6 protein-coding genes and 1 pseudogene are annotated in these 6,792 nt (G+C 65.7%); 5 read left to right on the forward strand and 2 right to left on the reverse strand.

Going from position 1 to position 6,792, the window contains the following annotated elements; translation table 11 throughout:
- Both AC1DVT_RS16735 and AC1DVT_RS16740 read right to left on the reverse strand, forming a co-directional pair.
- Window positions 1–451: pseudogene (locus AC1DVT_RS16735) on the reverse strand (hypothetical protein); the annotation flags it as partial.
- On the reverse strand, window positions 448–1,284 hold the full coding sequence (locus tag AC1DVT_RS16740) for an SDR family NAD(P)-dependent oxidoreductase (RefSeq protein ID WP_477390129.1): 837 nt from the start codon (window positions 1,282–1,284) through the stop codon (window positions 448–450). The gene AC1DVT_RS16740 and the pseudogene AC1DVT_RS16735, both read right to left, overlap by 4 nt.
- Before the next feature lie 589 nt (window positions 1,285–1,873).
- On the opposite strand from AC1DVT_RS16740, the gene AC1DVT_RS16745 reads away from it, so the two are divergent.
- The 5 genes from AC1DVT_RS16745 to AC1DVT_RS16765 all read left to right on the forward strand — a co-directional run bounded on the left by AC1DVT_RS16745 (window position 1,874) and on the right by AC1DVT_RS16765 (window position 6,741).
- The gene (locus AC1DVT_RS16745; protein WP_477390131.1) at window positions 1,874–2,317 is read left to right on the forward strand and encodes a helix-turn-helix domain-containing protein; all 444 of its coding nucleotides are present in this window, start codon (window positions 1,874–1,876) and stop codon (window positions 2,315–2,317) included.
- Between the two features lie 166 nt (window positions 2,318–2,483).
- Window positions 2,484–3,755 carry an ABC transporter substrate-binding protein gene (locus AC1DVT_RS16750; protein WP_477390133.1) on the forward strand — a complete coding sequence of 424 codons (1,272 nt, stop codon included), beginning with the start codon at window positions 2,484–2,486 and terminating at the stop codon, window positions 3,753–3,755.
- A gap of 10 nt (window positions 3,756–3,765) precedes the next feature.
- On the forward strand, window positions 3,766–4,764 hold the full coding sequence (locus AC1DVT_RS16755; protein WP_477390135.1) for a carbohydrate ABC transporter permease: 999 nt from the start codon (window positions 3,766–3,768) through the stop codon (window positions 4,762–4,764).
- On the forward strand, window positions 4,757–5,650 hold the full coding sequence (locus tag AC1DVT_RS16760; RefSeq protein ID WP_457100761.1) for a carbohydrate ABC transporter permease: 894 nt from the start codon (window positions 4,757–4,759) through the stop codon (window positions 5,648–5,650). Before AC1DVT_RS16755 ends, AC1DVT_RS16760 begins: the two co-directional genes overlap by 8 nt.
- Complete coding sequence (locus AC1DVT_RS16765; protein WP_457100760.1) at window positions 5,647–6,741, forward strand: LacI family DNA-binding transcriptional regulator; 1,095 nt, start codon at window positions 5,647–5,649, stop codon at window positions 6,739–6,741. The genes AC1DVT_RS16760 and AC1DVT_RS16765 overlap by 4 nt, the downstream gene beginning before the upstream one ends.
- Window positions 6,742–6,792 lie beyond the last annotated feature (51 nt).

Consider the following 6,792-nt stretch of genomic DNA (forward strand, 5'->3'; position numbering starts at 1 on the left):
CTGCTGCTGCGTCGTCGGGGGTGCGGTGTCCGCTCCACGCCCCGACGGGAACGGCATCCCGATAAGCGCCGCCGAGCAGCGACGCGAGGGGAAGACCGGCCTGCTTGCCGAGCAGGTCGAGCACGAGAAGTTCGAACCCGTCGTACTCGCGGCTGTGCACGAGCGGAAGGTTCTGCCAGCGCAGCTGCCCGACGTCCGCCCCGATGAGGGAGCGCGCCATGGCCTCCTGCACGTGGCGGTCGGGATCGCGGAGAGATTCGCCGAATCCGACGGTGCCGTCGTCGGTCGTCGCGACCAGGACGTACTTCGAGAATTCGTCGAATTGCCGGGTCCACGCCGCGTCGGCTACGGAGGCGAGCTTGTGCAGGGGCTTGTCGAGGCTCACGGAATTCACCGCTCCCTCGCGGGCGGGGACTTGGACTTCGATCAGCTCGATCTGTTCGATTCTCATGAGTGGTCTCCGGGTTCRTGAGGGTCGGTGTTGTCGAATGCCATCCGGGAGCTGCCCCCGTCGACGGTGATCTCCGCAGCGGTGATCGAACGGGCCGCGTCGGAGAGCAGGAAGACCGCGGCCGCGCCGATTTCGGCGCCGGTGATGGGCCGCGGTGTCATCTGGCGCGTGTTGATGTAGTGCTGGATCCAGGTCTCAGGGTCGCCCCAGCCGGCGAGCAGTTGCCGGTTCTGCGGGCTGTCCACGAAACCCGGGTGGATGATCGAACACCGGATGCCGTCGCGGCCGTGGTCGGCGGCGATGCCTCGGGTCAGTCCGCTCAGCCCCGCCTTCGCGGCGGCGTAGGTCGAGTACCCGACGTGCGGTCCGAGCGCCTGCACGGAGCCGATGTTGACGATCGCGCCCCCGCCGTTCTCGATCAGCAGCGGGATCGCCGCGCGCGCACATAAGAACGCGCCCCGCAGATCCACACCATGAACGCGATCCCATTCCGCGGTGCTGACATCGGCGAGCCGGCGGATGAGGCCGACGCCGGCGCTGTGCACGAGGCCGCGCAGGGGGCCGAGTTCCGTGGGCACATCGGCGAAGAACTCGCCGACGCTCGTTTCGTCAGCGACATCCAGGTATCGTCCGACGGCTGACATTCCGGTCGTGCGCAGTTGCTGCGCGAGGTGTTCTGCGGCGGGGAGGTCCCGATCGCCGATGACCACGAGGTCGCCGGACTGCGCGACTGCGTGGCTGATCGCCTGGCCGATCCCGCCGCCGGCACCGCCGGTGACGACGACGACGCCCGGCCTAGAAGACGCGTCCTCGTCAGTTGCATCCGAATCCACTATTTCCTCCTGTTGGGCAGGAGATCAGCATGCGGAGGGACCAGCCGACTCGCGTTCGGGATCGTCCATAGGATGTTTTCATGCGTTCTGAGCGCGCCGACGATACTGGGGCGGTCGAACAGGGGATGGCCGTGTCATCCGATGTTCCCGACCTCGAGTCGACCGCCGATCGGACGATCATCGATCTGCGGGGACAGGGTCCGCTCGTCAGCGCTGGGCACTATCGCTATCTGGCGGCGCAGCCGGCTCTGCCCGATCAGGTGCACGCGGGGCTGCTCGTTCTGGCCTTCGCGATCCGCTCCACGTTCGACTTCGTGGTCGACGGGAGCTCCATCGTGGTGGGGCCGGGAGCTGTGATCGTCATTCCGCCGGGGCACGTCTACAGCACCGGCGCGGTGGCGCAGACAAGGGGAGAGCTGCTCTGGCTGGTGGTTGGCACCGAGGGTGCGCGGTCCGCGGGGTCGGGCGAACATGATCGGTCGATCTCCGAGACCATCGACAATCTCGTGGCCGCTGGGGTCACCACGCGCCCGGCTCCTCGAGAAAGCGTCGACCTGCTGTTACGCGTCCTGACCGCGACAGACCTCAGGTGGAGCGGGACACGCACCTGGCGGCACGCACTGTGCATGGCAGCGCTCATGGAACTGGCGCACGCGGTCTGGAACGCCGATGCTGCGTCGCAGCCGCTGCGTCGCAGCCGCTGCACCCGGCGCTGCGCCAGTCGCTGGAGTGGGCGACCGCCCACCTGGAGGAGCCGATCACGGTGGCGCAGCTCATCGAAGTATCCGGGATGTCGTCGACCCACTTCTTTCAGCAGTTCGCTCGGTCCTTCGGAACCAGCCCGAAGGACTACATCCTTCGCATGAAGGTCAGCCGGGCGCGCGAACTGCTGGAAGGAGCGGACTCGGTGACGGACATCTCACACGCTCTCGGCTTCTCATCGAGCCAGCACTTCAGCACGGCGTTCAGGCGATACGTCGGGATGTCGCCGACCGGATACCGGCGAGTCGCGCGCGGCACCGCAGCCAGCTGAGACCCGCCCTGGGGAATCTTTCGGGGGCGTTCTGCGCCAACCGCCTATGCTTTTCGAACCCCGCGGCACGTGTCGAAACTCCCCCTTGCATTCCCCAGCCGGCGGTCTTATCGTTTTGCTAATCGTTTAAGCCAATCGATTAACACAGCGAACGAAGGAGTTCTCAATGAATCGGAATCGCTCGTCGCGTGCCCGGCTCGCGTTGGTTGCCGGTGCGACCCTCGCGGCGCTGACGCTTGCGGGATGCAGCAGCGGAAGCGCCGGAGGCAACGGCGGCACCGACGAGAAGGTGACACTGAAGTACGCGCTCTGGGATGAGAACCAGAAGCCCGCGATGGAGCAGATCATCAGCGCGTTCGAGAAGGATCACCCGAACGTCACGGTCGACATCCAGCTCATTCCGAGCGCGGACTACTGGACGAAGATCCAGACGGCAGTCGCCGGAGGATCGGGCCCCGACAACTTCTGGATCAACGGCCCGAACTTCCAGTTGTACGCCTCGAATGGTCAGATCGCCCCGCTCGACGACCAGGGCATCGACACGTCCGATTACCCGAAGGGCCTCGTCGACCTGTACAGCTACGACGGCAAGCTTTACGGAGCGCCCAAGGACTTCGACACGATCGGCGTCTGGTACAACAAGGCTCTCTTCGATGCGGCGGGAGTCGCGTACCCGAAGGCAGGGTGGACATGGGAGGACTTCCAGACGGCTGCCGCGGAGCTCACCGACCCGGCACAGGGCATCTACGGCACTGCGGCCGCGCCCTACGGGCAGATGACCTTCTACAACACGATCTACCAGGCGGGCGGTGAGGTCATCAGCGCCGACCACAAGAAGAGCGGCTACGGGTCGCCGGAGGCGCTCGAGGGTGTTGAGTTCTGGACTGACCTCATCGCATCGGGCGCGTCACCGACGTCCCAGCAGATGACCGACACGTCGCCGTTCGACATGTGGACCGGGGGCAAGATCGCGATGTTCTGGGACGGCTCGTGGTCACCTTCCGGCTACGCGAAGAGCGCCATCGGCGGCACGATCGACATCGCGCCGCTCCCGACCGGCCCGACCGGCAACCAGAGCATCATCCACGGTCTCGCGAACGTTGCGAACGCGAAGAGCCCGCACCTCGCGGAGGCAAAGGAGTTCGCGGCCTTCGCGAGCGGCAAAGCTGCGGCGGAGATCATGGCGAAGACCGGAGCGGTCATCCCGGCGTACAACGGCGAGCAGCAGGCCTGGGTCGACTCGCTGCCCCAGTACGACCTGCAGACCTTCATCGACGAGGTTCCCACCGCGGTTCCGTACCCGATCTCGAAGAACACGACGGCCTGGAACAAGCACGAGGGAGACATCCTGCCGCAGATCTGGGCTGGCGCCGTCTCTCCCGAGGACGGCCTGAAGGACCTCGCTGCGAAGATGCAGGCCGAGCTCGACAAGGAGTAGGAACCACACCATGACCGAAGTGATCGCACACCCCCAAGGGATTGCGATCGCCGATCAGCACCGGGGGCGGCCGAGGGCCGCCCCCGGTGCCGGGAGGCGACCGATCTCCCGGCCCCGTCGACGCCGTACGCTCGGGACATCGCCCCTGTGGGCGCTCGTGTTCATCGGACCCGCCCTGCTCGGTCTCGCGGTCTTCTACCTCTGGCCGGCCGTCCGGACCCTCATCCTCTCTTTCACGCAGACCGGTGTGTTCGGTGGGAGCACCTTCGTCGGCTTCGCGAACTACCTTCGGCTCTTCTCGGATCCCGACTTCTACGTGAATCTGCGCAACACAGCGGTCTATACCGTGATCGTGCTGCTCGGCATCCCGCTCGCGATGGTGATCGCGGCACTGCTGAACACTCCCGGGCTGAGAGGGCGAGGCTTCTACCGCACGCTCTACTTCATCCCGGTGGTGACCATGCCGGCGGCCTTCGCCTTGGTGTGGAAGCTGATCTACAACGGCGAGTTCGGCCTGCTCAACAGCCTGCTTCGGCCCTTCGGCATTGTGGGGCCGTCATGGCTCACCAACGACTCCACCGTGCTGATGGCGATCGCGGTCGTCGGCATCTGGGCGAGCCTCGGCACCAACATCGTGATCTTCATGGCGGGACTGCAGGCGATTCCCGACACCGCAATGGAGGCAGCCGAGTTGGACGGGGCGGGGCCGATCCGGAAGTTCGTCTCGATCACGACCCCGCTCCTGAGCCCGAGCATCTTCCTCGTGACAGTGCTGACCGTGATCAACGCACTCCAGGTCTTCGACCTCGTCTACCTGATGCTCACGCCTCGCGTGATCAATCCCGCTGTACCGGCCGCCCGCACGATCGTGTACTCGTTCTACGAGGCGGGCTTCCTCGACAACGATCGCGGCTATGCCGCCGCGATCGGGATCGTCCTCTTCGTGATCGTCCTCGCGCTCACGATCGTGCAGTTCCGCATGCAGAAGAAGTGGGTCCACTATGAGTGACATCGTGGACGCCGCATCCTCATCGGCGAGTTTCGAGATGAACCGTCGGCCGCGACGACAGCGGGGTCGACTCGGACGCCACACCCTCGTCCACCTGCTGCTCGCGGCGGGTGCAGTGGTGATGGTCTTCCCGTTCATCTGGGAGTTCTTCACGGCTTTCAAGTCGGACAACGCCGCGGTGAGCATTCCGCCCAAGCTCCTTCCCGACCCCTGGGTGTTCACGAACTTTGCAGGGGTGTTCGACCAGATCCCCTTCTGGCAGATGCTCCTGAACTCGATCCTGATCACGGCCGGCCGCACGCTCGGCCAGGTGGTCCTGTGCACGATGGCCGGCTACGCCTTCGCCCGCATTCCGTTCCGCGGCCGCAGCATCCTCTTCATCCTCGTGCTGTCGGTGCTCATGGTCCCCTCGTTGCTGTTCCTGCTGCCCCAGTACGAGATCATCCAGGCCCTTGGCTGGCTCGACACGCTCCAGGGCCTCATCGTCCCTGGGCTGTTCAGCGCCTTCGGAATCTTCCTGATGCGCCAGTTCTTCATGGCGATGCCGGCCGAGCTCGAAGAGGCGGCCCGGCTGGACGGCGCAAATCCGTGGCAGACGTTCTGGCGGGTCATGGTGCCGCTCGCGAAGCCGGGCATCATCGCCCTCGCAGTCTTCACCACGCTCTGGTCGTGGAACGATCTGATCTGGCCCCTGATCGTGACGAGCGACCAATCCAAGATGCCGCTGTCGGTCGGACTCGCCATGCTCGCCGGGGGCCTTCATCACGTCGACTACTCGGTACTCATGGCGGGGGCGCTTCTGGCGACACTCCCGATGCTGCTCGTCTTCATCTTCCTGCAGCGCCACTTCATCCAGGGCATAGCCTTCTCGGGGACGAAAGGATGAGCGAGACCGTGACAGTGGCCGACCATGATTCCCGTCCGCGACGCCGGCCGACTCTTCGTATGGTCGCGGAGCTCGCCGGTGTCTCCACTGCCACCGTTTCCTACGTGTTCTCGGGGCGGCACGGCGGTGAGTCGGGCGTCGCTCCGGCAACCACCCAGCGGGTGCTGGATGCGGCCGACCAGCTCAACTACCGACCCAATCGCGCGGCTCGGGCGATTCGCACCGGCAAGACGGGCATGATCCAGCTTTCGCTCCACATGCTGAGCGACCCGTGGTCACTCGCTGTTGCCGAGGCCGTCAACGCTGCATCCAAGCCCCATGGTCTGACCACCCTGATCCTCGCGGACGGGGACTGGTCCACGGCGCTCGATCGGGTGGAGAGCGATGTGGCGTATGTCGGTGTGCCAGTCGATCTCGTGGATGAAAGCCGCGAAAAACTGCGCACTCTCGTCGCGCGTGGACAGCGGCTCGTGGTGTTCTGCGAGACCCTGGAACCCGATGGATTCGACGTCGTCCGCTCGGATGCGCTGCCGGGCTGCGCGCTCGTCATGGATCATCTGCTGGAGCGACACACCCAGATCGGATGCCTCACCGGCGAGTCCCAGCTGCGTGCGTCGGTCGCTCCCGCCTCGCGGTACACGGTGTATCTCGAGCGGATGGCAGCGGCAGGACTCGACGTGGATCCCTCGTTCACCGTTACCTACGAAGATCACAGCAAAGCCAGCGCCCTCACCTCCGCCATCCAGCTCCTGTCGGGCGATCGCCGTCCCACCGCCGTGTTCGCAACGACAGACTTCGCTGCCATCGCCGCGATGAATGCAGCGCACATGCTCGGCCTGCGAGTTCCGCACGATGTCGCCATCGCCGGTGTGGGCAACGCTCCGGAGGCGCAGCAGGTCATTCCCACCCTCACGACGGTGGGACCGAGCGACCTGTACGAGCGCCAGGCGGAGCTCATCGTGGAGCGAGCACTCGAGCAGGTGCCGTCGCCGCCCAGACTCCTGGACTTCCCCTGGACTCTGATCCCCGGCGGCTCGACCGACCTCGACGCGCCGCCCTTGCGCCGCCCCGGCGACACCATCCCGCGCTGACTGGCGCGGAGCGCCCTTCAAGCTTCCGGTCGCTTCGGCGGCTGTTCACCG

Source organism: Microbacterium sp. P2_F9 (genome assembly GCF_056403635.1).